21 protein-coding genes are annotated in these 24,720 nt (G+C 36.7%); 9 read left to right on the top strand and 12 right to left on the bottom strand.

Annotated features, from left to right (window positions below; translation table 11 throughout):
• Positions 1-10: 10 nt before the first annotated feature.
• From CEY12_RS15620 to CEY12_RS15595, 6 genes are all read right to left on the bottom strand, one after another.
• Complete coding sequence (locus tag CEY12_RS15620) at positions 11-2,242, bottom strand: GH92 family glycosyl hydrolase (protein ID WP_089028572.1); 2,232 nt, start codon at positions 2,240-2,242, stop codon at positions 11-13.
• A gap of 88 nt (positions 2,243-2,330) precedes the next feature.
• A complete protein-coding gene (locus CEY12_RS15615; RefSeq protein WP_089028571.1) occupies positions 2,331-3,302 on the bottom strand; it encodes a glycoside hydrolase family 130 protein in 972 nt (323 codons plus the stop codon).
• Positions 3,303-3,344: 42 nt separating this feature from the next.
• Positions 3,345-4,637 carry an MFS transporter gene (locus CEY12_RS15610; RefSeq protein WP_089028570.1) on the bottom strand — a complete coding sequence of 431 codons (1,293 nt, stop codon included), beginning with the start codon at positions 4,635-4,637 and terminating at the stop codon, positions 3,345-3,347.
• A 172-nt stretch (positions 4,638-4,809) separates the two neighbouring features.
• Positions 4,810-6,444, bottom strand: coding sequence for a SusD/RagB family nutrient-binding outer membrane lipoprotein (locus CEY12_RS15605; protein WP_089028569.1), 1,635 nt, complete (start codon positions 6,442-6,444; stop codon positions 4,810-4,812).
• A 14-nt stretch (positions 6,445-6,458) separates the two neighbouring features.
• Entirely contained in the window at positions 6,459-9,419 is a 2,961-nt protein-coding gene (locus CEY12_RS15600) for a SusC/RagA family TonB-linked outer membrane protein (protein ID WP_089028568.1), read from the bottom strand.
• A 426-nt stretch (positions 9,420-9,845) separates the two neighbouring features.
• Entirely contained in the window at positions 9,846-10,724 is an 879-nt protein-coding gene (locus tag CEY12_RS15595) for an AraC family transcriptional regulator (RefSeq protein WP_089028567.1), read from the bottom strand.
• Positions 10,725-11,061: 337 nt separating this feature from the next.
• On the opposite strand from CEY12_RS15595, the gene CEY12_RS15590 reads away from it, so the two are divergent.
• The 6 genes from CEY12_RS15590 (at position 11,062) to fabF (ending at position 16,170) form a co-directional block, all read left to right on the top strand.
• Positions 11,062-11,478, top strand: coding sequence for an OsmC family protein (locus CEY12_RS15590; RefSeq protein WP_089028566.1), 417 nt, complete (start codon positions 11,062-11,064; stop codon positions 11,476-11,478).
• A 48-nt stretch (positions 11,479-11,526) separates the two neighbouring features.
• Positions 11,527-12,507 carry an alpha/beta hydrolase gene (locus CEY12_RS15585; RefSeq protein WP_089028565.1) on the top strand — a complete coding sequence of 327 codons (981 nt, stop codon included), beginning with the start codon at positions 11,527-11,529 and terminating at the stop codon, positions 12,505-12,507.
• Between the two features lie 98 nt (positions 12,508-12,605).
• Complete coding sequence (locus CEY12_RS15580) at positions 12,606-13,211, top strand: TetR/AcrR family transcriptional regulator (RefSeq protein ID WP_089028564.1); 606 nt, start codon at positions 12,606-12,608, stop codon at positions 13,209-13,211.
• 10 nt (positions 13,212-13,221) lie between these two features.
• Positions 13,222-14,490, top strand: a complete 1,269-nt coding sequence (locus CEY12_RS15575) for an acetyl-CoA C-acetyltransferase (protein WP_089028563.1) — start codon at positions 13,222-13,224, stop codon at positions 14,488-14,490.
• A 10-nt stretch (positions 14,491-14,500) separates the two neighbouring features.
• Complete coding sequence (locus CEY12_RS15570; RefSeq protein ID WP_089028562.1) at positions 14,501-14,926, top strand: PaaI family thioesterase; 426 nt, start codon at positions 14,501-14,503, stop codon at positions 14,924-14,926.
• 2 nt (positions 14,927-14,928) lie between these two features.
• On the top strand, positions 14,929-16,170 hold the full coding sequence (gene fabF / locus CEY12_RS15565) for a beta-ketoacyl-ACP synthase II (protein ID WP_089028561.1): 1,242 nt from the start codon (positions 14,929-14,931) through the stop codon (positions 16,168-16,170).
• 145 nt (positions 16,171-16,315) lie between these two features.
• Here the strand turns inward: fabF and CEY12_RS15560 are convergent, their stop codons facing one another.
• The 4 genes from CEY12_RS15560 to msrB form a co-directional block, all read right to left on the bottom strand.
• Positions 16,316-16,696, bottom strand: a complete 381-nt coding sequence (locus CEY12_RS15560; protein ID WP_089028560.1) for a hypothetical protein — start codon at positions 16,694-16,696, stop codon at positions 16,316-16,318.
• Between the two features lie 54 nt (positions 16,697-16,750).
• On the bottom strand, positions 16,751-17,509 hold the full coding sequence (locus CEY12_RS15555; protein ID WP_089028559.1) for a murein L,D-transpeptidase catalytic domain family protein: 759 nt from the start codon (positions 17,507-17,509) through the stop codon (positions 16,751-16,753).
• 348 nt (positions 17,510-17,857) lie between these two features.
• The gene (locus tag CEY12_RS15550) at positions 17,858-18,238 is read right to left on the bottom strand and encodes a hypothetical protein (protein WP_089028558.1); all 381 of its coding nucleotides are present in this window, start codon (positions 18,236-18,238) and stop codon (positions 17,858-17,860) included.
• Positions 18,239-18,245: 7 nt separating this feature from the next.
• The gene (msrB, locus tag CEY12_RS15545) at positions 18,246-18,689 is read right to left on the bottom strand and encodes a peptide-methionine (R)-S-oxide reductase MsrB (protein WP_089028557.1); all 444 of its coding nucleotides are present in this window, start codon (positions 18,687-18,689) and stop codon (positions 18,246-18,248) included.
• Positions 18,690-18,794: 105 nt separating this feature from the next.
• Between msrB and CEY12_RS15540 the strand changes: the two genes are divergently transcribed.
• Together CEY12_RS15540 and CEY12_RS15535 are read left to right on the top strand one after the other, a co-directional pair.
• Entirely contained in the window at positions 18,795-20,039 is a 1,245-nt protein-coding gene (locus tag CEY12_RS15540) for a DUF445 domain-containing protein (RefSeq protein ID WP_089028556.1), read from the top strand.
• A gap of 32 nt (positions 20,040-20,071) precedes the next feature.
• Positions 20,072-20,803 carry a hypothetical protein gene (locus CEY12_RS15535; protein WP_157676839.1) on the top strand — a complete coding sequence of 244 codons (732 nt, stop codon included), beginning with the start codon at positions 20,072-20,074 and terminating at the stop codon, positions 20,801-20,803.
• 337 nt (positions 20,804-21,140) lie between these two features.
• On the opposite strand, the gene CEY12_RS15530 is transcribed toward CEY12_RS15535, so the two are convergent.
• Together CEY12_RS15530 and CEY12_RS15525 are read right to left on the bottom strand one after the other, a co-directional pair.
• Entirely contained in the window at positions 21,141-22,163 is a 1,023-nt protein-coding gene (locus CEY12_RS15530; protein ID WP_089028554.1) for a quinone-dependent dihydroorotate dehydrogenase, read from the bottom strand.
• A gap of 83 nt (positions 22,164-22,246) precedes the next feature.
• Positions 22,247-22,942 (bottom strand): pseudouridine synthase, encoded by a 696-nt coding sequence (locus CEY12_RS15525; protein ID WP_089028553.1) that lies wholly within the window; start codon positions 22,940-22,942, stop codon positions 22,247-22,249.
• A 186-nt stretch (positions 22,943-23,128) separates the two neighbouring features.
• Between CEY12_RS15525 and CEY12_RS15520 the strand changes: the two genes are divergently transcribed.
• A complete protein-coding gene (locus CEY12_RS15520) occupies positions 23,129-24,670 on the top strand; it encodes a glycine--tRNA ligase (RefSeq protein ID WP_089028552.1) in 1,542 nt (513 codons plus the stop codon).
• The last annotated feature ends 50 nt before the right edge of the window (positions 24,671-24,720 follow it).

The following is a 24,720-nucleotide window of genomic DNA, read 5'->3' as shown; positions in this document are numbered from 1 at the left end:
TTTATTAATTCTATTTTACAGGCTTACTTCCCATCACAAACTTCAGTTCACCGCCATTCATAATATCGCTGTGGCTGATCTCCCAGCTTTTAAATTCTTTACCATTTAAAAACATTTTCTGAACGTAAATATTTTTATCCGAGATTTTATCTGCGATTACGGTAAATGTTTTTCCATTTTCAAGCTTTAAAGAAGCTTTTGGAAATTGCGGTGCTCCAATCGCATACACAGGTTTTCCAGGAGTCACAGGATAAAACCCTAGTGAAGAGAAAATATACCATGCCGACATTTGTCCACAGTCTTCGTTATTTACAATCCCATCAGGTTTTGCTGCGTACATATTATCACGGATGAACTTGATCATTTTCTGGGTTTTATAAGGAGCTCCCGCATAATTGTAAAGATAAGGAACGTGATGTCCCGGTTCATCTCCAAACCCAAGAGATCCGATAAATCCTGAAATATCGACATGCTGTTCCCCTTCCATTTTAAGAGCTTCAGTAAAAGTCTTATCTAATTTTTCCTCAAATCCTTTTTTCCCTCCATACAGATTCATCATTTCATCAATCTGATGGGGCACGAAGAAATCGTATGCCCAGATATTTCCGGAAACCCAGTGTGGCTGGAGCTTTTTCCAATCATTCAACTTGAAATCAGCAAGGAACTGTCCGTTTTTCTGTTTGGGCCAGAAATGATTGTTTTCTTTATTAAAAGTATTAAGGAAGTTCATAGAGCGTTTTTTGTATACCTCTGCTTCCTCTTTTTTGCCCAGCTTTTCTGCCAATTGTTGGATACACCAGTCATCATAAGCATATTCCAGGGTTGCTGAAACAGAAGCTCCGTTTTCTGATGGCGTATACCCTAATTTAATATAATCATTAAGACCACCGCCACCGTCACTGCTGCTCATTTTGTCTGTTAAGGAAGCATCTTTCATAGCAGCAAATGCTTTTTCCTGATCAATTCCGGGTACTCCTTTAGAAATCGCATCCCAGATCACAGATACACTATGATATCCAAGCATACAGAAATTATCATATCCACAAAGCTCCCAGATTGGCATATGATCTTTACGATCTGTAAATCTGCTGATCAGAGAATTTGCAAATTCCTTGGTGTGTTTCTGATCCATGATGGTAAGCAACGGGTGTGTAGCTCTAAAGCCGTCCCAATAAGAATATGTACTGTAATTGGTAAACCATTTGGTGTTCATGTTTTCCTGAGCCGCCACATAATCCCCATTGGTATCCATATAAAGATTCGGTGCGATGAAAGTGTGATAAACCCCTGTATAGAAAATTTTTCTCTGGTCATCAGTACCTCCTGTTATCTGAAATCTATTGATAAGATCTCTCCATGTATTTTGGGCTGTTTCTTTAGCTTTAGCAAAATCAACATTCTTAGCTTCTGCATCAAAATTTTCCTGAGCTCCTTCCGTACTCACCGGAGACAAAGATACTTTTACCTCAATGCTTTCATTTTCCTGTGTAGAAAATCTTACAAATGCTTTTGCATCTTTCGCCAAAGCAAATTTTTCATTTTCCTGTATTTTACCTTCTGAATAAGTTCCATACGATTTAAACGGTTTTGAAAACTCCATTACAAAATACGCAAATCTCTTACCTCCCCAACCATTGCTGTAACAATATCCTGAGATTTTGTTGTTACCCTGGATTCTTACCAGTGTATGATAAATATTTCCGAATATCTTGTTGGTTGGATCGATGATGATGTTCGCTTCATCACTTTTTGGAAAAGTATATTTATGAAAACCTACCCTCGGAGAAGCTGTCAATTCAGCTTTTATACCATAACTGTCCAACATTACAGAGTAATATCCTGGTGATGCCGTTTCTCTTTCATGACTGAATTTGGAACGATATCCCGTTTCAGGATTTTCTTCTGACCCTGGAAGCATTTGTACTTTTCCTGTAGTTGGCATTACTAAAATATCTCCAAGATCTGCCCAACCCGTTCCACTCAAGTGATTATGACTGAATCCCATAATCGTTTTGCTGCTGTAATGATAACCGGAACACCAGTCCCAGTCACCACTTTTGGTATTCTGATCCGGGCTCAACTGTATCATTCCGAAAGGAGTTGTCGCTCCTGGAAATGTATGCCCATGTCCACCGGTTCCGATAAACGGATCTACCCAGGAAAGAACATCGTCTTTGCGTTGTGCATTACTGGTTTGAAAAAATAGAGCAACAAAAAAATAAATAAACAGTTCCTTTTTCATAATAGAGAGATCTTGAACATTTTTAAGACAACACAAAAAAATGAAAATTTTATTTTAAAAGCGAGAAAATGACGCTTTCATTACAATTTTAAAGCGAATTTTTTTTCATAAAATCAATGATTTCTGAAATATATCCAAAGGCGATGGAAACTACTGTATCAGCAGCACCATAATATACCGTTACCTTGTCACCTTCTGATAATGCTGCACAAGGGAAAATCACATTCGGAACATCTCCTGTAAGTTCATACAATTCTGCCGGCGCCAGTAAATATGGTTTTGTTCTGTATAGTACTTTGGAAGGATCTTCAAGGTCAAGCAATGCAGCTCCCATTGAATATCTGAAACCATTACATGTATTGATGACTCCATGATAGAAAAGCAGCCATCCTTCTTCCGTTCTTATAGGAACCGGCCCTCCTCCGATCTTTGTACATTGCCATGCGCTTTCTTCAAAAGGTGCAACTTTCATTACACAACGGTGTTCACCCCAGTATTTCATATCAGGACTATAACTGATATAAATATCACCAAAAGGTGTATGTCCGTTATCACTTGGACGGCTTAGCATCGCATATTTACCATCTATTTTATCCGGGAAAAGCACTCCGTTTCTGTTAAAAGGCAGAAATGCATTTTCACACTGGAAAAATTCCTTAAAGTCAAAAGTATAACCAATTCCAATCGTAGGTCCGTTATACCCGTTACACCAAGTGATCCAATAACGATCTTCTATAAAAGTGACACGAGGGTCATATTTATAATCAGATTCGATCATTTCTGTATTTCCTGCCTTCATTTCAATAGGATCGTGGTTGATATCCCAATTAACCCCATCCTTACTGAAACCTGCAAAAATATTCATTTGTACTGCCTTGTTATCGCATCTGAAAACGCCTGCAAATCCGTCCTCAAAAGGGACTACGGCACTATTGAATATACTGTTTGATGTAGGTATCGCATATCTGTTGATAATTGGATTTTCGGAAAAACGCCACATAATGTCGTGACTATCTACCGGACGATCCTGCCAAGGGATCATTGCTGATTGAGGTGTCATAAAGTATTTTTTACTTTTATTTAAATTATTATAATAAGTGAGTTATTGTTCTTTTTGTTGTTCCGGATGCGGAAATGGAGCAATCAAAGTGACTAAAAATGCAGGTATGGTGGCAACCAAAACCCAGATAAAAAACAATTTGTATCCTATCCAGTCACTGATCGTCCCACTAAACATTCCGGGGATCATTACACCAAGATTCATAATACCTGTTGCAAATGCGTAGTGAGCCGTTTTATGTTTACCCGGTGCAATCTGCTGCATCATATACAGCATAAGCCCCACGAAACCAAATCCATATCCAAAATATTCTACTACAACGGCAATGCTTACCGGCAGAAGAGTATCCGGCTGATAATGCGCCAATAAAGCATACACTACAAATGGAATATTAAATGCGCAGCATAACCAGATTAAAGATCTTTTCAACCCTCGGGCAGAAATAAAATAACCCGCTAATACCGAGCCTAAAATAAACGCTGCTGAGCCATAGGTCCCATAAATAAGACCAATGTCCGATGTGGATAATCCCAGTCCTCCTGACGCTCTCGGCGCCTTGAAAAACAGAGGGGCAATCTTGATCGCAAATCCTTCTGCAAACCGGTATAAAATAATGAACAGTACAGACCAGAGGATCTTTCGTTTTGTAAAGAAGGACGTGATCACATCCAGAAGTTCCTTTCGAACATTTCCGGCAGTTTTTTCATTTTTCTGCTTTTCCAGTTTGTCTTCTTTTGGTAAAATAGAATAATGATAAACAGCCAAAATGAAAAATAAGAAAGCATATACTCCCATAATGATCATCCACGCATGCGTAACTCCTTTTGTTTTTTCTAAAACTCCAGCGAAATAAACGAGTACTCCACTGCTTATAATCTTGGCCAGGTTATAAAATGCGCCCTGCCATCCGATATACTTTGCCTGTTCTTTGTTGGTTAAAAAATTAATGTAGGTCCCATCCGCAGCTATATCATGTGTTGCTCCACAAAATGCAACAACCGCAAAAAGAGCAATACTGTATTTAAAAAAATCGGGCATAGGAAGACTTAATGCAATCAGAGCAAACAGAATCCCTATAGCAAACTGGGTAAAAACGACAAAGAATTTTTTTGTTTTATAGATCTCAAGAAATGGACTCCACAAAGGTTTTAAGGTCCAGGAAAATAAAATCAGAGCCGTCCAAAAAGTAATCTTTGAATCCGAAACTCCCATATCTTTATACATAATCCCGGAAACTGCATTAATCGTCACAAAGGGTACACCCATTGCAAAATATAATGTTGAGATCCAAAAGATCGGTTGTATTGATCGGGTTCCGGAAATATTTTTTCCCATGTTAAAGTAATAGATGCTAAAGAAAGAGGACATCTCAAAAGTTCCATTCCGATATAAACGAAACATTGTGAGAAATAAAAAATACTGTAGATTTTTACACCGGAATGAAAAGCATGAATTCATGCTTTTCATTTGAGACGGCCTCTGTATTTTTAAATTATTTATTTATAAATTATGGTTTCTTATCCCACCAAAGTTTCGTTCCTCCTGTATCTGCTCCACCTAAATACTGTAAAGCTTGTGGATAGTTAAAAAGTGAATTTTTAGTATCCACGGTGAACGGAATTCTTCGGATCATAGCATCTGTGCTGATCAGCCCACCACTATCATTTTGTCTTACTTTGAAAAGAATAGGGTAACCTGTTCTTCTTTGTTCAGCCCAAGCTTCAGGTCCATTTGGATAAAGTGACAGCCATTTTTGAGTAATGATTCTTTCCAGTTTTCTTTCGTTAGAATCAGCATTATTCCATGCAATGGTAATGGTACTTAACTCTGGGTGTCCAACACCTATATTATTATCTGCATTTTTTGGGTCAACATAAGGTGCTTCTGTAGCTGTTGTGTTAGCCAAATATGCCGCAACGCTTGCACTTTTCCCCCACTCACCAAAGGACTGTTGAACTCCGGCTTCATAATCCGCCTGTATTCCACCTGCTCCGGCATATCCTCTTAATGCTGCTTCTGCTTTCAGGAACCAGGTTTCTGCTGCTGTAAACAGTTTCATTTTACCGTCAGTAGCGGAAAAGTAATCCCCATTAGCTGATTTTGCCTGTGGCTGTGAAAAACCGCCATATGTTGATTTCCCGTTTAACAGATCAATTCCCTGACGGATTCCTATATATTTTCCATTGATCTGAGGATTCGTATCTGTTGCAGGAATTGCATAGGCAGGAAGCCTAGGATCATTATATCCATTCATATAAGCCATTAAAGGTGCTCCTATAAGACAATCTCCCCAAGAATAGATAATAAAGCTCAATTCTGATTGACCAACACTGATCAAGGCATTATCCTCATTCTCAGTAATTAATCCTGCCGATGAAGCAAGAGCCTCTTCTGCATACTGCTTAGACTTAGCAGGATCTGCATAACTCATACGCATTGCTAATCTCAACTTAAGTGAGTTGGCTAGTTTTGCCCACTTACCCATGTTTCCCTGATACACTAAATCCGCTTTTTTTAATGCTGATTTATCTTCTACATTTTGTGTAGCAGGAGAATTTTGTATCGCTTGCAAATCATTTACTGCAGAGGTAAGATCTATAATAAATTGATTATATGCATTTTGTTGAGAGTCAAAATCCGTCGTACCATTGGCATTTGGTGTGTCATATTTACTGTACACAACAGGACCATGATTATCTGAAACCCTTGCTGCAGTAATAACTCTTAATATTTTTTTAACCGCTAAAGTTCCTTTAAAATCTATTCCTTTATAGATATTTTTAGCTGCATTATCCATGTTGATAGAATAATTAAAAATATCCTGTTGTCTTGCAATAATCCTATTGTTCCATCCATCCATCATATAATAGGTCATATTATTTTTCCCCCCATTAAATTGGGATGCTGTACTGAACATACCGCTGAACATATCCGCGCTCAAATTAGGGTATAGCTGGTAATCCGACTGAAGTCCTCTTTGCATAGATACCAAAGGGTCTACTACCAGTTTAAAATCAGCATAAAAATTTTCAGGTCCTCCTAACTTTTCCTGATTATATTGATCAAGTTCACTGGTACATCCAGAAGCAGAAGCCAAAACTATCGCGCCCAGTACCCATGTTTTTATATTAATGATTTTCATTTTGTTTTGTAAAATTAGAAGTTAGCTTTTAATGATAATCCGATAGATCGGGTGATTGGCAATCCAAAAGAATCTACTCCTACACCACCTGGCGTATTTCCAGATACCTGCTCAGGATCGAAAGGAGCCTTTTTGTAGAAGAAAAACAAATTAGTTCCTACAAGACTTAGCGTTGCACTCTTCATATATTTCGAATTTACATCAAAGGTATATGATACTGAAGCCTGGCGTAAACGTACTGTGGTAGCACTATACATATAGGCTTCATCAATCCCTGTATTATTTTCAATTCCTCCCACCGCTTTATAGTATGCTTTAGGATCAGTTTTTCCATTATATACCTGCCCTGCATTAGGTGTTCCAGGTGCATATACTGAATTTGGAATAGATACTCCACCCGCATCACGGGCATTCGCAGAGTTCTGACTCACACCATACACATCATTTGCCTTTTCAGTAAGCGATAAGACCTGTCCCCCAAATTTCCCATCAACAAGGAAGGAAATTCCTAATTTTCCTATATTAAAACTATTATTAAAACCTAATATAAATTTAGGATTTGGGTTCCCTAAATAACCAAGACTCCCTGTCGTTGCTAATGGAATACCATCTTTATCCACTAAAATGCGCCCCTGTTCGTCTCTTTGGTATTTAATCCCATAAATATCACCAAAAGATCCTCCTAATTTCATTTTAGTGAAGTTTCCACCACCGGTTAATGAAAACAATTGATCCTGAGGTATGTTCAGACTTGAAGGAAATAATTCAACGATCTTATTTTTGTTTACGGATCCATTCAATGTAGTAGTCCAGTCAAATTTCCCGGTATTGAAAACTTTATAAGACAATGAAGACTCAAAACCTGTATTCTGTATCTTTCCTGCATTGATATAATATGATCCTGTAGGAATACCCCCTAAATTGGAAGAGATCAATGTTTCTAATAACTGGTTGGTTGCATTAGAATCATAATAGGTAAAATCAAAATTAAGCCTGTTTCTAAGCAATCTCAATTCAGTACCTGCTTCAAATGTCTTGTTAAGTTCCGGTTTTGGAAATAAGTCCTTATAACGAGGATCAGTAACAAATGAACTCTTAGGATAAACAATTGTTCCAGCATCTACTCCAAAAGAATATCCTTTATTGTATTCTAACATTGCGTTTGATATGTTGGGTGGCAATCCTAATCCAACAGTAGCATAAGAAGCTCTTATTTTCCAGAAATTAATCGTCTCCGGAAGTTTAAATACAGAGGATAATATAGCATTTGCCCCAACGGATTCATAATCAAATCCTTTTCTTCCGGTTAAAGCCAGAGTAGAATCCCAATCATTTCTGAATGTCATATCGACATAAAACATATTTTTGTATCCAACAGATGCGCTTGCAAAAACGGATTGAACCTGTTTTTTCAGATTATAATAAATATAATGATAACCATCTCCTGGAGCTCTGTTTCCTGGCCATACAAGGTTATTTAACGCAAATAAATTAGGTGTTGCCAGATAGGAATTATCAATTTGGGTTACTTTGTTTCTAGATGTATTAATACTTCCCCCTACTGTAAAATCTAAAGAAACATCCTCGCTCAATTTAGGATTACCTACTAATAAAACATCTCCGTAAGTAGAAGAATTTTCGTATGTATTTCTAAGGAGCCTTCCATTTGCACCATTTGCTAACAGTGCAGGATCAGAATAGGCAGAAATTCCTCTTTGACTATCTGAAGTACTCCAACTATAGTTCCCTCGTACTCTTGCTGTTAACCACGGATTAATCTGGTATGATAAAGCAACAGCACTGTATGTATTTTTATTATTTACAGTAACCCTATCCCTGTTCAATATCCAATACGGATTCTGTGTAGCAGGATTTCCTTTGAATGACCCGTCTGGTTTTACCTCCCACCAATTCTGAGCTGGAAGTAAACGGTTTTTGTCAATGAATGAATAATTATCAGCTCCATATTGGTCGAAATCTACCCCTCTCGGTAACCAGTATAAACTCGTTAAAGGAGAAAAAGATACACCTGGCGATTGTCTGTTTACACTGTTTTGTAGGGAACCTATGAAGTTAGCATCCAATGTCAACTTATCATCCAGAAATTTACTGGAGTTTCTGAAAGAAACATTATACTGATCAAAATAAGACATAGGAACAACTCCTTTATTGGTCGTATTTCCAATAGAGAAATAATTAGTTGATTTTTCATTTCCTGATTGAAAAGAAAGGCTATTTACCCATGTCGTTCCATTTTGCAGAAAATCTTTTAGATAGTCCTTAGAAGAGCCTTTTGCTCCCCAACTCTGAATTGATGCACCAGGAGCATCGCTCGATACAGAAGGATCATAAGATAGATAACTATGCTGCAACTTAGGTAGGCTATATGCTTGTTCCACACTGAAACTAGAACTGTAACTAATAGAACTTCTACCCGCTTTTCCTTTTTTTGTGGTGATTAATATGGCACCATTCCCTCCTGCAGAACCATACAACGCCGAAGCAGAAGCTCCTTTCAGGAAGTTAATGCTTTCAATATCATCAGGATTGATGGAACTCAAAACATCTCCAGCATCCGGCATACTTGAATATTGACTAATCTCCGGAGCCTTTCCTGCATCATTAATAATCGGAATTCCATCAATCACGTACAAAGGCTGGCTATTAGATACAGATTTATTTCCCCTCATAACCACCCTTACGGAACTCCCTACACCATTGGTTCTATTGATCTGCACATTGGAAACTTTTCCGTTGATGGAATTTAAAAGATTGGGAGTCTTTACCGCCGTCAGCTCATCTCCGCCAATCTGCTGGCTTGAATAGGTAAGTGAGCGTGCTTGTTTTTTGATCCCCAAAGATGTCACAACAACCTCTTCAATATCGGTTGTTTTAGTTGTATCGGCAGGCTTTTTTACTTGTGCATATCCAAACACAGAAAAAGCTAATAAAACCGGTATAGCAGTTTTTCTCATAGGTAGATTAAATAGTGTTTAATTTTTAGAATCAGTACTTTACACCTTGTTTTAATTATAAAGCAAGTTCACTTTATTTTGCTTAACATTTATGTATCATAAACATCAAACAATTAAAGTTTCGTTAAAATTTAATTCATATTGACAAATCTAATTTTTGTGCACAATCAGATATAATACTATTTTGTCATAAAACGATATTATTTTTTCTGACGTTTTCCAGACAGCCTTTTTAACCCCTGAAATCTAGTATTTTACAGCACTATTTACAATTTGAAACATGAGTTATTTGTGATGTTTTTTATAGCCAAATAGTGACTTATGCTTAATTTTTTTCACAATTTCTATTGATTTGGGGTTCAAAAAAGAAAATCCGGACACCAAAATCCGGACTCTAGATTGTAAAAGTCATTTAAAACAAAAATATCATTCTATTTTCTTTACACCTTTGAACTGCTCCCTGAATTCTGTAGGGGTTGTTTTTTTAATAGATTTGAAAACCTTATTAAAATTCGCGATATTATTAAAGCCTGCTTCAAAAGCAATCTCAGAAATGGTAAGATTTTTTTCCATTAGCCATCGTGCAGCATAACTTATTCTTATTTCATTAAGGTAATTGACGAAGGTTTTACCCGTTCTTTTCTTTATGAATCTGTTGAATGTTACATTACTCATATTGACTAATGAGGCTGCTCCTTCTAAGGTGATTTTATTTTCAAAATTTTTATGGACAAAATCATGAATGATTTTCATTTTATCACTGTCCACAAATGTTTCAAGCTCGATGCTGTAAGAAGATAAAAGCGTTTTGTTCTCTGCTGTTGCCAATTCATTAAGGATCTTCATGATCTCTATGAAAGATTCAAAACTACTCATCTTTGATAAATTAAGAAATGATTCTTTCAGCTTTTCAGCAGTTTCTTTTGAGAACATGATTCCTCTGATAGAATCCTTGATCAGGTTATTGATTGGTTTCAGGATATTTTTCTGCATCATGGACTGATTAAAAAAATCCTGATTGAATTGAACTACGATCTCATAGGTTTTCTTATTCTTACATCTGTAGTTCGCCCAGCAGTGTGGAAGATTAGGTCCAACCAGCACCAATTCTATATCACCGATTTCTCCTGTATGATCCCCCACCATCCTGCGGTACCCTTTTCCTTTATAAATAAAATTAATTTCTATTTCCGGGTGATAATGATAAGGGAAATCAAAGGATGTTTTGATCCGGTCAAATACAAGAAAACTATCCTCTGGCGACAAAGGGGTTATTTCTCTCAAAATATTTTCTAAGCTACTCATATTGTTTTTAGCAGAAATTATAATTCAAATGTAAATATTGATAATAGAATTATCGGAAATATATACATTTTTATTGTTACATATATGATATGAAGAATTAATAGGAGCACCATCATTGATTTTTGTACCTTTATAATTAAAGTATATTGATGCTATCACAAAGTTTTATTTTTGAAGACCTGATGCAAAAATTTTGGATTCGATATTTTCCAAGAAAAATACACGCAGGGAAAAAAGTACAATATTTAGCTCTTTTTATCTATTGAAATCAACCACGATACAACATACCTTTGTCATATCAAAAATCAATTAAATATTAAATAAACAACAAAACATTATGAAACGTAACGCAACAGCCGTTTGGAACGGTAACATCAAAGAAGGAAAAGGAAGTTTAACAACTCAAAGCACAACATTAAATGAAACTCAGTATTCTTTCAACAGCAGATTTGCTGACGGAGTCGGAACAAACCCTGAGGAACTTTTAGCTGCTGCTCACGCGGGGTGTTTTACCATGAAACTGAGTGCAGAATTATCTCAGGCTGGTTTTACCCCTGAAGAACTAAAAACAACATCTGTTATTACTCTTGATCCAAGCATTGGAAAAATTACAAAGTCAGAATTGACATTAACAGCAAAAGTTCCTGGCCTTTCAGAAGAGGATTTTCAAAAATATGCTAAAATAGCTGAAGAAGGATGTCCTGTAAGTGCTGCTTTCAACTTTGAAATTACATTGAATGCAACGTTAGCTTAAAACAACCTTACTATTATAACCAATTAACAACCTTAAAAACCAATTATTATGTCACACAATATTCAACCCGCTGAAAGCGATCCTCATATTTTAAAAGATATCCGTGCATTCCTTAAAGATCTTAACAGTGGAGGCGGAAAGCCTATTGAAGAAATGTCTCCCGAAGATGCAAGACAGGTTCTGGTAGGAGCACAAAAATCAGTAAGTTTTGATTATTCAGATATTGAAGAGTCTGAAAGAACGATCACCCAAGATGGAATTTCACTGAATATCCACATTGTAAAGCCTAAAGGAGCAGAAGACAATCTTCCCGTTTTTATGTTTTTCCATGGCGGCGGATGGGTTTTAGGGGATTTCCCTACCCATAAAAGACTCGTACGGGATTTAGTTGTAAAAAGTTGCGCAGTTGCAGTATTTCCTGACTATACTCCATCACCAGAAGCCCAGTATCCTACCGCGATTAATCAGGCATACGCTGCTACAAAGTGGGTAGCAGAAAATGGCAAAGAAATCGGTGTGAATGGTTCAAAATTAGCCGTTGTCGGAAATAGCGTAGGTGGAAATATGGCTGCAGTAGTTTCATTGATGGCAAAAGATAAGAATGGTCCTCAACTTCAATACCAAGTCTTATTATGGCCTGTTACTGATTCTGATTTCTCCAGGGAATCTTATGAAAAATATGGACAGGAAAGATTCCTGACCGCTCCATTAATGAAATGGATGTGGGATAATTATACCACAGATCTTGAAAAAAGAAAAGAAAAATACGCTTCCCCATATCAGGCTTCTCTTGAAGAATTAAAAGGATTACCTCCTGCATTGCTTCATGTGGCTGAAAATGATATTCTTCATGATGAGGGAGTGGCGTACGGAAGAAAACTGGACGAAGCTGGTGTTCCTACAACACTTGCTGTTTATAAAGGATTTATCCATGATTACGGAATGCTGAATCCATTGGCTCATATTCCGGCCATCCAACAGTCAATAACTCATGCAGCTGCTACTATAAAAGAAGCTCTGTTTAAATAAATTATAGTAAGTCTGGGTCATAACATGCCCGGACTTAACTTTTATCTTAAATATACCATTTGGTATATTTTCGTATATTTGCATATAATTTCACGAGTATGTCAAAAGCAGAAAAGACCAAACAGTTTATCATTGAGACCACCGCCCCCTTATTTAATAAGAAAGGGTACCTCTCAACAACCCTTTCGGACATTACGGAAGCAACAGGATTAACAAAAGGAAGCATTTACGGTAACTTTGAAAACAAAGATGAAGTGGCTCTTGAAGCTTATAAATACAATTCCATGTTATTGAGTAAAAGCATGGCCAGATCTTTAGGAGAGAACTTCCCTTCTGCTTTGGATAAACTAAAAGCTTTTGTCAATTTTTACCGTAAAAGCTGGAAAGCAGTATTCCTGAATGGAGGATGCCCTTTGATGAATGCAGCCACTGAAGCGGATGATACTTTTCCAATACTACAAAAACAAGTAACGATCTCTTTTGAAGGCTGGATCAAAAAGATTTCAACAGTAATTACGGAAGGCCAGCAAAATGGAGAATTAAATAGAGAAGCCAATGCTCATGAATTAGCCTCCTTGTTTATTATGCTTACCGAAGGAGGAATTCTCCTTTCCAAAACAACAGGTGACGAAAGCTATCTGAACCTTGCTTTGGACAGAATACTCTTAATCATTGATCAGGAACTCAACATTATTCCATCATAAATTTTATCATATGGAAACAAAAAAAGTGGCCATCGTAGGATACAACAGAATTCCTTTTGCCAGAATGAATACCGCTTACACAGATGCAGGAAATCAGGATTTGCTTGTTTCTGCTTTAAACGGATTAATAGATCGTTACCATCTAAAGGGAAAACTTCTTGGGGAAGTAGCGGGTGGTGCTGTTATTAAGCACATATCCGAAAGCAACCTCATCAGAGAAACGGTAATGAATACCTCTCTAGATCCTGCAACTCCGGCATGTGACCTGCAACAAGCCTGCGATACCGGGATTGAAGCAGCTATCTATATTGGGAATAAAATCGCTCTGGGACAAATAGAAAGTGGGATTGCATGTGGCGTAGAAGCCATGAGCAATATTCCTTTTGAATCTTCTGCAAGATTGAGAAAAGCCCTTCTGAAAGCCAATAAAGAAAAATCAGCTTTTGGAAAATTAAAATATCTTTTAAGTCCATCTTTGAAAGACTGGATGCCTATTCCATACAAAGGACAAGAACCTAAAACTGGTTTGGTTATGGGTGAGCATACTGAAATTACCGCGAAATATTATCAGATCCCTCGTGAAGATCAGGATGAGCTAGCTTTTAAAAGTCATAAAAATATGGCAAAGGCTTATGAAGAAGGATTCTTTAATGATATGATCACACCTGCATTTGGTTTGGAGAAAGACAATAATTTACGCCTTGATACTAGTCTGGAAAAATTAGCTCAACTAAAACCAGCATTTGATAAACAAAACGGAACGCTGACCGCAGGAAACTCTACTCCATTTACAGATGGAGCCTCTGCTATTCTATTAGCTAGTGAAGAATGGGCTAAGGCAAATAACCTCCCGATCCTGGCTTATATCACTTTTTCAGAAATAGCTGGAATAGAGTATGTTGAAAACAAACAAAATCTACTTCTTGCCCCTGTTTTTGCAGCTGACCGAATGCTGAAAAAAGCAGGAATGAAAATTGAGGATTTTGACTATTATGAAATCCATGAAGCATTTGCTGCACAGGTTTTAGCCACCATTAAGATCTGGGAAAATGATGATCTTGCTAAAAAATTCGGGCTCGAAAAAGCATTGGGAAAAATAGACAGAAATAAATTAAACGTAAAAGGTGGAAGCCTTGCTGCAGCTCATCCATTTGCGGCAACAGGTGGCAGAATTATAGCTACCCTTGCTAAGCTTCTGAATGAAAAAGGAAGCGGAAAGGGCTTTATTTCTATTTGTGCCGCCAGAGGACAGGGTGTTACTATGATTTTAGAAAAATAAGAATTACAATATGGATCGATTAGAACAGTTAAAACAGTTTATTGGAAAAGAATTTGATCAGTCCCCTTCACCCTTTATGAAATGGCTGAATCCGATCGTTGTTTCTGTAGAAGAGGGAAATCTCGAATTCCGGTATACCGTCCGGCCCGAATGGCTGAATCCTATTGGCAATCTCCATGGTGGAGTAACAGCAGCTATTGTGGACGACATTATTGGGGCTACTATGTTTTCATTAAATGAAAAATCTTTCATAACAACCATAAATAATGTCATCGATTATTTTTCAACTGCGAAAGAAAATGATAATATTGTAGCCGAAACTAAAATCATTAAAAGAGGAAAGCAATTTGTAAATGCCCAATGCGAAATATGGAACGCAGATAAAACAAGATTAATTGCCAGAGGAACCTCTAATTTATTTAAAATCAATAACTAGGTATGAAAAGAGTTGTCATAACAGGAATGGGTGCAGTTACACCCTTAGGAAACAATGTCGAAGATTTCTGGAAAAACAGTATTAATGGAGTAAGCGGAGCAGCTTTGATCAAACATTTCGATGCAGAGAAATTTAAAGTTCACTTTGCATGTGAAGTAAAGGATTTTGATCCTAAAACACATTTAACTCATAATGAAATAAAAAGGAGCGACCTTTTCACACAGTACGCACTATATGCATCTGCTGAAGCGATCCAGGATTCGGGGTTAGACTTTGAAAATATGGATCCTTTTGATACAGGGGTTATATGGGGAACAGGACAAGGCGGAATGTTAACTTTTGAAAATGAAGTAGCAGAATATTATGGTGGTGACGGGACTCCCCGGTTCAATCCGTTTTTTGTTCCAAAATTTATTGCGAATATGGCTTCCGGAATGATTTCCATGAAATATGGACTTCGGGGGATTAACTATACGACAGTTTCAGCGTGTGCAACGGGTAATACAGCTTTGATGGACGCGTTTAACTATATCCGTTTGGGTAAAGCTAAAGTGATCATCAGCGGTGGTTCTGAAGCAGGTATTACTCCGGCTTCAGTAGGAGGATTCTCCAGTATGAAAGCAATGTCTACCAGAAATGATGATTTTACCACTGCAAGTAGACCATATGACGAAAGCAGAGATGGATTTGTGATCGGAGAAGGCGCAGGTGCTTTGATTCTTGAAGATTATGAACACGCTGTAAGCAGAGGAGCAACTATTTATGCTGAACTGGTAGGTGCCGCAATGACGGCAGATGCTTATCATATGACAGCGCCTCATCCAGATGGTGTTGGTGCCATTAAAGCAATGCAAATCGCTCTTAAAGAAGCAGGTGTAAATACAGAAGACATCGATTATATTAATCCGCATGCTACTTCAACTCCTATGGGAGACATCGTTGAATTGAAAGCAATCAACAGTCTTTTTAAAGAAAGCAAAAAATTAGATATCAGTGGAACTAAATCCATGACCGGACACTTATTAGGGGCAGCTGGTGCAGCTGAGGCAATCCTTTCTATAAAAGCAATTCAACACGGAATTATTCCACCAACGATCAATTTACACAATATTGATCCGAATATTCCTAAAGATGTTAATATCGTTTTCAATGAAGCTAAGGAGAAGGATATCACGTATGCATTGAGTAATGCGTTTGGATTTGGTGGGCATAATGCGACATTGATCTTTAAAAAGTTTAGCTGATCCAGAATAATGATTAAGAGATATCAATCTCTATAGCTAAGTTTTTCATTCCGCAGGAATTCAGCTCATAAAACCATTGAGATTCCTACGGAATGACAATGTTAAGGAAAGAAAAAAAGCAGTCAAAATTGACTGCTTTCTCATTTTATTCATATTCAGGAATAAAAAAATCATCTGCTTCCTCTTCTATTGGAATATAAAGTCTCTCCCACTGATCTCCTTCTATTATTTCCCAACTATGTCCAACACCATCAGTATCCTCTGCTATTAAAATTATTCCTGGTTCAATTAGAAATGTTGAACCATCACTAACTTTAAATAAAATATTTCCTTTTACTGTTACCACATACTGTCTCCTTGGAGCCGGATGTGTATTTTTTTCCCATTCTTCTGTAATTGTACTTATCCAAAAAGTAGTTGTATTCATTGATTTTAAAGTGGGTAGTCTACCTTTTTCAAATCTGCTCGTTCCATCAGGATTACTCAATAATCTAAAGGCAGGAACAGACTCACTTCTATTTTCCATACAAATTTTTACTTTTATTTATAAATCGTCTCTACAATTATAATGGGGTCAATATTAAGCTTTTAACCATTCTGAAGAAGAAAGATAATTCTGGTCAGGATAATAAATGAACAGACAGTTTCTTCCTTTTATGGTATTAATGATGGGAGCTGTAAGATCCTTAGGGATCGCCGGACATCCCCAGCTTCGTCCTATTCTTTTATGCATTGCTGCAAATTCTTCACTTACATAATTGGCTCCATGCATTACAATCGCTCTTTTGTAAGCCGCATCATTGAATCCTTTATCCATTCCCAATAATCTCAAAGAATACCCGTTGTCTCCATTATAAGTAGCGTCTGTAATATAAAATCCCATGCTGCTTTGAAGTGAACTTTCCGTATTCGAGAAATTGGTTGCAAATTCCTCTCCTGTATTTTTCCCGTGAGCAACCAATGAATTAAATAAAACTTTCTTTTCCTGTGTATCAATTACCCAAAGCCTGTTTGTATTGGAAGACATAGAAAAATCGCAAACTGTTAATAAATGCGAATCTTGACTCAGCAATCCTGCTTTTTTTAAATTTTCGAATCCTGTTAAGGCTTTAAAGAACACCTCTTCATTTAGCTCATGTCCAGGTTCAAATGCAATTGATTTATATAGTGCTTCTGATGAAGATACTGTATTTACTGTCTTCTCAGATTTCGTGTCGGATAATCTTTCAATTTTTTCTGTGCTTATGGTTTCACTTCTTAAATTTCCTTTCTCCGGGGAAATATAAAATGAAGTCGTAACCATATACGCAAAGCCTAACAGGCTATATAATCCTTTCATTCAATAACTATGTAAAAATAAATTAGTGGGGCAAAATTATAAAAACATAGCTACGCAGAGGTTAAAATCAATCTAAGTTTAACGCTATTTAAGAAACTTTAACGTCCTGATTCTGTGAATTAAACGACATTTTTAAAGAAATATTGAAAGAATTTCAAGGCCAGAAAATTCATCAAATCCCTCGATTCTACAGGTCATTGATGATTGCGGAAAACATTCCCTACATGAGATTCAAATCACTTAAAATTAGTATTATCCTCTCATTCTGTAAACAGCCGCTTTTCTTTAAGAAATTTCTTAGCTCTAGCAGGTTAAAGCTTTAGAGAGTTTTTACTCTATTTAAAACATCTACTGGGTGTCCATCTGATTATAGGTTTCCTCCAGTTTTTTCCAATATGCTCTATTTATAGATTCATAAAGAATATAAATACATTTGATGGCAAAAATATCCAACTGACTTCTCGTTTCCATCCAGTTCATAATATTTTTGACCAATTTTTTTTCATCGAATCCTCCCCATTCCCCCGCAGGTATTAAAAGATTAGAAAAAAGTACAGGAAAAACTTCATATTGATCTATCTTTTTTATTTCTTCAAAACTAAAAGGACTTTTAACTAAGATGCGGGCCATATATTGAAAATCTGACTCCTGAAGCTCTGTATCCAGATATAATTCGGATAAAGCTTCCCAGACTAAATGCCGGTTATCAGGATATTTCAATCCTTCCATAGAAAATCTAAAGTTTAGAATCCGGAACAAATTCCAGGCTTACTGAATTCATGCAATAACGAAGTCCTGTAGGCTTTGGACCATCATCAAAAACATGCCCCAAATGAGAGTCACATCGTTTACAAAGAACCTCCACCCTTTCCATTCCGTAAGCGGTATCCCTTTTATAATAAACCCCTTCTTTATCGGCTTCAAAAAAGCTTGGCCAACCACAACTGCTCGCAAACTTTGTTGTGGAACGAAACAAATGATTCCCGCAAACGGAACAATAATAGTCCCCTATTTCATCAAATTCATTATATTTTCCCGTGAAGGCCCTTTCTGTTGCAGCTTCTCTTGACACCGCATACAGATCCGGAGCCAGAATTTTCTTCCACTCCTCATTGGAAACATTCAGTTTTGTAGTATCTGTTCTTGAATAGTATGGATTGTTTTTTGCTTCGTTTTCCATAAATGTAATTTTGATAGGTTGTTGATTCTGCGAACATAATTGCAGAAAAACGATTAGATCATTGAAATTAAAAATTTCATAATCAAATTTACTAAATTTGACTATATGAATGATGAAGCTAAAAGAAAACAATTAAGAAAATATAAAGCGTTTGCAACAGGATTATTTGTGTTGATGGCTGTGATTTTTGTCATTACCACATTTCTTCAGAAAACAAATGCTTCTCATTGGATCGGGTATGTCCGCGCATTTTCCGAAGCCGCAATGGTGGGTGCTTTAGCTGACTGGTTTGCAGTAACCGCCTTGTTTCGTCATCCGTTAGGACTCCCTATTCCTCATACCAATCTGATCGAAAACAGCAAAGAAAGACTTGGAGATAATCTTGGCAGTTTCGTTGTGACCAATTTTCTTTCATCTCAGAATATTCGTCCCTATATCCAGAAGCTTAAAATCTCCAACTTTGTTGGGGAATGGCTAGTTAAAGAAAAGAATCAGGATATTGTCATTAAAAATCTTTCTGATATTGTTCTGGACATCCTCAATAAACTGGACGATTCTGCGGTCAGCGGTTTTATAAGCAAGAAAGTATCGGAAATGACGAATGATATCAAATTCAATATTATTATTGGAAACGGGATCAATTATCTATTGGATAAAAATGATCATCAAAGGATTATCACCAACCTCTCAAAACAGATCAAAGAATATATCATTGAAAATGACGAGATGATCGAAGAACGGGTAAAAAAAGGCAGTTATTCTTTTATTCCGTCATTCGTCGACAATAAAATTGCAGAAAAAATTGCCAGCGGACTTTCAGATTTCTTTAAGGAAATAGAAGAGGATCCTCAACATGAGATCCGCTCATTAATTACCACGAAAATTTACGAATTTTCTCAGGATTTAAAAGAAGATCCTAAGTGGGAAGGCGAATTTAAAAATATAAAAGACGGACTTCTAAAAAATGAAAAATTAAATGAATATTCCAGTGACATCTGGATTTCAATTAAAAACACATTAACGAAAGAACTTCATGAAGATCAGTCTTCCCTTAAAAAGTATATTTCCCAGAATTTAAATGAATTTTCTCAAAATCTAAAAACCGACGAAAAACTTCAAAACAAAATAGATCATTGGGTACGGGTTACCGCTTATAAATATATTCTCAAAAACACGCATCAATTCGGAAACCTCATCAGTTCGACGGTTGGAAACTGGAAAGGTAAAGAACTTAGTGAAAAAATGGAACTTGAAGTAGGAAAAGACCTTCAGTTTATCCGCGTAAATGGTACGTTAGTGGGCGGATTGGTCGGATTAATTATTTACACGATAGCCCATTTCTTTATATAACAAAAAACTAAAACTAACCATAAAAACCAATCATGAAAAAACTTTTTTTCCTCCTCCTGTATTCTATAGGGTTCCTCTCGTTCGCACAAAAAGTAGAATTAAAAGAGGTGACTGATTCATCCCAGATATTTAAGGGAGAAATTTCAGGAATTCCGTTTACGATGCAATTAAAATATACAGGAATTGTTGATTGTAACCAATATCAGCATTTTGTAGATGGCTGGTATTATTACGACAAGTATCAGAAAAAAATTCCTTTAACCGGTATTTACGACCATGGTAATCTTTATCTCTATAATTTTGGCAATAAACAAAAACAGAGCGCTAAAATATTAGGCGAAAAGATCACCTCACCACAATTGATAGAAAAAACAGATAGTATTGCGAAAATGCAGAACCCTAAAGAAACTTTAATTTTTACGGATGACCGTTCCAATCACGAAATTTCAGGGTATTTTGTTTTAGGAAATAAAAAACAAACGGCAAAACTATTCACAAAAAACAGCATGATTTACAGATTCAACAATTATCTGATACTTCCTAACAATAAGAAGATCAACACTTATGATTTTATTGATCGTTATGGGGGAAATGAACTCTTATCTTACAGTTCGGATAAGTCAGGAAACAGGGTTTTGCTGTATTTTGAGCATACTTCAAACTTTAATGCCTGTGGGATGTGCGGCGCCAGTGAAGGCGAAAAAGGGTATAGGGTCTTGTATTTTACCCATGACTGGAATTATAAAAGACATGAAGACTTTTAACGGAAAGCTGTATTAACAATATTTATGACACCAGCGTTAGTAAAAGTAAAGATCTGAAAATTTTAAAGTTCAGCATAAAGAAAACTACGACAAGTCCTGCATATAAATTGGTTGTGGATACCACTAATGCATCAGTTGTAAAATCGAAGTAACTTTTTAAATAGGGATTCAGCCTGTTTACAAACTATTGGTGGCTACCATATTTGTCATTCCGTAGGAATCCCGACACGAATACTTCCGCATCTAAAATCTCGTTTAGAATCTTACGGAAATCGAAGATTCGATGTAGTCAATGACAAAACCGGCAAATTATACCTGAGTGTAAATCATCCGATAATTATCTCGGGAGTCTCGAAGCTCTTTTTAAAAGTTCATTATTGATCTCATTGATCAATTCCGGACCTTCATAAATAAACCCGGTATAAAGCTGTATTAAACTTGCTCCTGCATCCAGTTTTTCAATCGCATCTTTTGCAGAATGAATTCCACCCACTCCGATAATCGGAAAAGCTCTTCCACTTTTCTCAGAAAGAAAACGAATTACTTCTGTAGATCTTTTAGTTAAGGGTTTTCCTGAAAGTCCGCCCATTTCAGACTGATTTTCTGAAACCAAACCTTCTCTTGAAAGTGTTGTATTCGAAGCAATTACGCCTGCAGTTTTAGTATCCTTAACGATATCAATAATATCCAACAACTGATCATCAGACAGATCCGGAGCTATTTTTAACAGAATTGGTTTCGGGCTGGCTTTTTCAGTATTCATCTTTTGTAAAGTTCCTAAAAGCTGAGTTAAAGGTTCTTTATCCTGAAGCTCACGAAGATTGGGAGTATTGGGAGAACTTACATTCACCACAAAATAATCAACGTAAGGGAAAAGCTTCTCGAAACAGATCTTATAGTCATTTACAGCTTCTTCATTGGGGGTAACTTTGTTCTTTCCAATATTTCCACCAATGAGTACATTTTTATTTTTCTTAAGTCTTTCAACCGCTGCGTCTACCCCTTCATTATTGAAACCCATCCTGTTGATGATGGCAGAATCTTCCTTAAGACGGAAAAGTCTTTTTTTGTCATTTCCGGGTTGCCCTTTGGGAGTCAGTGTTCCAATTTCTACAAAACCGAAACCAAGATCGGAAAGCTCATTAAAAAGCACAGCATTTTTATCAAAACCAGCTGCCAGCCCAACCGGATTTTTAAATTTCAATCCAAAAACTTCTCTTTCCAATCTTTTATCTACAACCGGTTTCGGAAGAAAAAGTTTTGTCAGGAAGGGAAAATTTTTAAGCATTGAAAAAGTAAAATAATGAACTTCTTCAGGATCGAATTTAAAAAGAATGGGACGGATCAGGGTTTTGTACATGCCTTTTTTTGGAATACAAAGATAGCGGTTTTAGAGGAGAGTTGAAAATGGAAAGTTGAAAGTGGAGAATGGATACCAACATCTTAGGAATATGAACTCAAATCGAAATTCAAAATAGCTCCTACTCTTTTGAATTCATCATCGATCGTTGCATTTATTGTAATTATTTCGTTCGAAACAGGATGATTAAAAACCAATTGATGGGCATGAAGCGTCATTTTGTTGATGCCAAATGTCTGAAGCCACAACTTGTTCTGTTTGTTACATCCATGCTTTCGGCAGCCTAAAATAGGATGCAAGATATGCTTAAAATGCTTTCTCAACTGATGAAATCTTCCCGTTTCAGGAATGGCTTCAACTAAACAATATCTTGACGTCTGATGTTTTAAAAAAGGCAATTCTATTTCTGAAGTCTGTAAACGATGATAATACGTAATTGCATTTTGTTTCACTTCATTTTCATTAACTAAATCATAATCAATCGTTTCCTCTTCTTTTGCCCAACCGCGAAGAATCGCGATGTATTTCTTTTCGACCTGTCTTGAGGCAAACTGCTCACTCATGATTTTCAACATGTCTTTATCTAAAGTGAACAGCAAAACACCCGAAGTTTTTCGGTCAAGGCGATGTACGGGATAAACATATTGCCCAATCTGCTTTCTCAATTCCTGAATAGCATAAGTATCTGCTTCTCCGGAATAAAAAGACTTATGGACCAATAACCCGCTTGGTTTATTGATAGCAATAAGATGTTCGTCGCGATAAAGAATTTCTAACATGGGACAAAAGTAGAGATTTCCGACTGATTTTTAGCCCTGATTGCAGCGGCATCCTTTTGCTCAGCAAAAGATATAGCGGAAAGCAGGTTCCCGGCTCCTGATTTTCTGCATTATAAAAACTTCCATCTTCTCGCATCCTTCTTCCTACATTTTCACTATTTTTGCACTTTAGACGATTAAAAAATTATGGCAAAGCAAGAAGATGTTTTCAAGAAAGTGATTTCTCACGCGAAAGAATATGGTTTTATTTTCCCTTCAAGTGAGATCTATGACGGTTTATCAGCTGTTTATGATTATGGACAAAACGGTGCTGAATTAAAAAATAATATCAAGCAATATTGGTGGAAAGCTATGGTACAGCTTAACGAAAATATTGTAGGTATCGATTCAGCAATTCTGATGCACCCTACTACTTGGAAAGCTTCGGGCCACGTGGACGCATTCAACGACCCTTTGATCGACAATAAAGATTCAAAAAAACGTTTCAGAGCAGATGTTCTGGTAGAAGATTATTGTGCTAAAATTGAAGATAAAGAGAATAAGGAAATCGAAAAAGCTGCAAAAAGATTCGGAGATTCTTTCGACAAAGATCAGTTTGTTGCGACTAATCCTAAAATCCTTGAATACCGTGCAAAAAGAGAAGCTATTCTTTCAAGACTTGCTAAATCTCTGGAAAACGAAGACCTTGCAGATGTAAAAGCATTAATCGAGGAGTTGGAAATTGCTGATCCGGATACGGGTTCTAAAAACTGGACGGAAGTAAGACAATTTAACCTGATGTTTGGAACAAAATTGGGAGCTTCTGCAGATTCTGCAATGGACCTTTATTTGAGACCGGAAACAGCTCAGGGAATCTTCGTTAATTTCTTAAATGTACAAAAAACATCCCGTCACAGACTTCCTTTCGGTATCGCACAGATCGGAAAGGCATTCAGAAATGAGATTGTTGCAAGACAGTTTATTTTCAGAATGCGTGAGTTCGAACAAATGGAAATGCAATTCTTTGTAGCTCCGGGAACAGAATTGGAATTCTACGAACAATGGAAGCAAAAGCGTCTTAACTGGCACCTAGCTTTAGGTTTAGGAGACGATAATTACAGATTCCATGATCATGAAAAATTAGCGCACTATGCAAATGCAGCAGCGGATATTGAATTTAATTTCCCTTTTGGTTTCAAGGAATTGGAAGGTATTCATTCAAGAACTGATTTTGACTTAAAAGCCCATGAAGAACATTCAGGAAGAAAGCTTCAGTTCTTCGATCCTGAAAGAAATGAAAACTACGTTCCTTATGTTGTAGAAACTTCTGTAGGTTTAGACAGGTTATTCCTTTCAATCTTCTCTCATTGTTTAAGAGATGAAGTATTGGAGGACGGTTCAGAAAGAACAGTTTTATCTTTACCTCCAGCTTTGGCACCAATTAAAGCTGCTATCCTTCCTTTAATGAAAAGAGATGGTTTAGCGGAATATGCAGAAAATATCTTCAATGACCTGAAGTATGATTTCAATTTATTTTACGAAGAGAAAGATGCCATCGGAAAACGATACAGAAGACAGGATGCAATCGGTACACCTTACTGTATTACCATAGATCACGATTCTCTTACTGATCATACGGTAACGATCAGAGACAGGGACACCATGCAGCAGGAAAGAGTTCCGGTATCTGAATTGAGAAGGATTATTGATGAGAAAACCAACTTTAGAAATTTACTTTCAAAAATATAGAATAAGAGCCTTGATTTTTCAAGGCTTTTTTATTTTCTAAATCTTAATTC

The sequence above is a fragment of the Chryseobacterium sp. T16E-39 genome (assembly GCF_002216065.1).
Taxonomy (GTDB): Bacteria; Bacteroidota; Bacteroidia; order Flavobacteriales; family Weeksellaceae; genus Chryseobacterium.
The sequence above is the reverse complement of the archived record's forward strand: the minus strand, read 5'-3'. Positions and strand labels throughout refer to the sequence as shown.

Bases quoted from the DNA above. Each gene is read 5' to 3' on its own strand.
- CEY12_RS15620 (WP_089028572.1), bottom strand. From the start codon at position 2,242: ATGAAAAAGGAACTGTTTATTTATTTTTTTGTTGCTCTATTTTTTCAA.
- CEY12_RS15615 (WP_089028571.1), bottom strand. From the start codon at position 3,302: ATGACACCTCAATCAGCAATGATCCCTTGGCAGGATCGTCCGGTAGAT.
- CEY12_RS15610 (WP_089028570.1), bottom strand. From the start codon at position 4,637: ATGGGAAAAAATATTTCCGGAACCCGATCAATACAACCGATCTTTTGG.
- CEY12_RS15605 (WP_089028569.1), bottom strand. From the start codon at position 6,444: ATGAAAATCATTAATATAAAAACATGGGTACTGGGCGCGATAGTTTTG.
- CEY12_RS15600 (WP_089028568.1), bottom strand. From the start codon at position 9,419: ATGAGAAAAACTGCTATACCGGTTTTATTAGCTTTTTCTGTGTTTGGA.
- CEY12_RS15595 (WP_089028567.1), bottom strand. From the start codon at position 10,724: ATGAGTAGCTTAGAAAATATTTTGAGAGAAATAACCCCTTTGTCGCCA.
- CEY12_RS15590 (WP_089028566.1), top strand. From the start codon at position 11,062: ATGAAACGTAACGCAACAGCCGTTTGGAACGGTAACATCAAAGAAGGA.
- CEY12_RS15585 (WP_089028565.1), top strand. From the start codon at position 11,527: ATGTCACACAATATTCAACCCGCTGAAAGCGATCCTCATATTTTAAAA.
- CEY12_RS15580 (WP_089028564.1), top strand. From the start codon at position 12,606: ATGTCAAAAGCAGAAAAGACCAAACAGTTTATCATTGAGACCACCGCC.
- CEY12_RS15575 (WP_089028563.1), top strand. From the start codon at position 13,222: ATGGAAACAAAAAAAGTGGCCATCGTAGGATACAACAGAATTCCTTTT.
- CEY12_RS15570 (WP_089028562.1), top strand. From the start codon at position 14,501: ATGGATCGATTAGAACAGTTAAAACAGTTTATTGGAAAAGAATTTGAT.
- fabF (WP_089028561.1), top strand. From the start codon at position 14,929: ATGAAAAGAGTTGTCATAACAGGAATGGGTGCAGTTACACCCTTAGGA.
- CEY12_RS15560 (WP_089028560.1), bottom strand. From the start codon at position 16,696: ATGGAAAATAGAAGTGAGTCTGTTCCTGCCTTTAGATTATTGAGTAAT.
- CEY12_RS15555 (WP_089028559.1), bottom strand. From the start codon at position 17,509: ATGAAAGGATTATATAGCCTGTTAGGCTTTGCGTATATGGTTACGACT.
- CEY12_RS15550 (WP_089028558.1), bottom strand. From the start codon at position 18,238: ATGGAAGGATTGAAATATCCTGATAACCGGCATTTAGTCTGGGAAGCT.
- msrB (WP_089028557.1), bottom strand. From the start codon at position 18,689: ATGGAAAACGAAGCAAAAAACAATCCATACTATTCAAGAACAGATACT.
- CEY12_RS15540 (WP_089028556.1), top strand. From the start codon at position 18,795: ATGAATGATGAAGCTAAAAGAAAACAATTAAGAAAATATAAAGCGTTT.
- CEY12_RS15535 (WP_157676839.1), top strand. From the start codon at position 20,072: ATGAAAAAACTTTTTTTCCTCCTCCTGTATTCTATAGGGTTCCTCTCG.
- CEY12_RS15530 (WP_089028554.1), bottom strand. From the start codon at position 22,163: ATGTACAAAACCCTGATCCGTCCCATTCTTTTTAAATTCGATCCTGAA.
- CEY12_RS15525 (WP_089028553.1), bottom strand. From the start codon at position 22,942: ATGTTAGAAATTCTTTATCGCGACGAACATCTTATTGCTATCAATAAA.
- CEY12_RS15520 (WP_089028552.1), top strand. From the start codon at position 23,129: ATGGCAAAGCAAGAAGATGTTTTCAAGAAAGTGATTTCTCACGCGAAA.